This is a genomic window from Halorubrum sp. SS7 (genome assembly GCF_005435055.1).
GTDB lineage: Archaea > Halobacteriota > Halobacteria > Halobacteriales > Haloferacaceae > Halorubrum > Halorubrum salinarum.
The window spans coordinates 1-425 of sequence record NZ_SGXV01000344.1; the positions used below are offsets into that span (position 1 = coordinate 1).

Consider the following 425-nt stretch of genomic DNA (forward strand, 5'->3'; position numbering starts at 1 on the left):
GAGGTGCGTGAACTGCCCGTGGAGGTCGATGACGACGATCCGAGTCATGGCCCCGATTGGCGGCTCTCGCACAAAAGCGGCTCGGAACTGGACGCAGTATCGTGGCGGTTTCGGCTATCGATCGGCGTTGATAATACACGAACACGGATCGATTCGGGGCACAGGCCGCTCACAGGTCGAGCGGGCCGCGCTTCGTGAACTCCCGGAGCAGCACGGTCGCGTACGAGCCGCTCGGGAGCGCGAACGCGAACCGGGGGTCCCCGTCCGCGAACGACGCCTCGAGGTCGGTGCGGAGGAGGATCGCCCGCCGGGTTCCCTTGGAGTCGAACTCGCCGGGGAGCGAGAAGTCGCTCGGTTCGATTCCGGCCTCGGAGAGGACCGCACGCTCTATCTCGCCGGGTTCGCCCTCGCCGAGCCGCGTCTCG

The 425-nt window shown here is 67.3% G+C and carries 1 protein-coding gene; it reads right to left on the reverse strand.

All coding sequences use genetic code 11. The annotated features are described in order from the left end of the window. Positions 1-169: 169 nt before the first annotated feature. Positions 170-425 (reverse strand): tRNA pseudouridine(13) synthase TruD (gene truD, locus EXE44_RS18305; protein ID WP_137718068.1); only part of this gene is annotated, 256 nt, incomplete at its 5' end.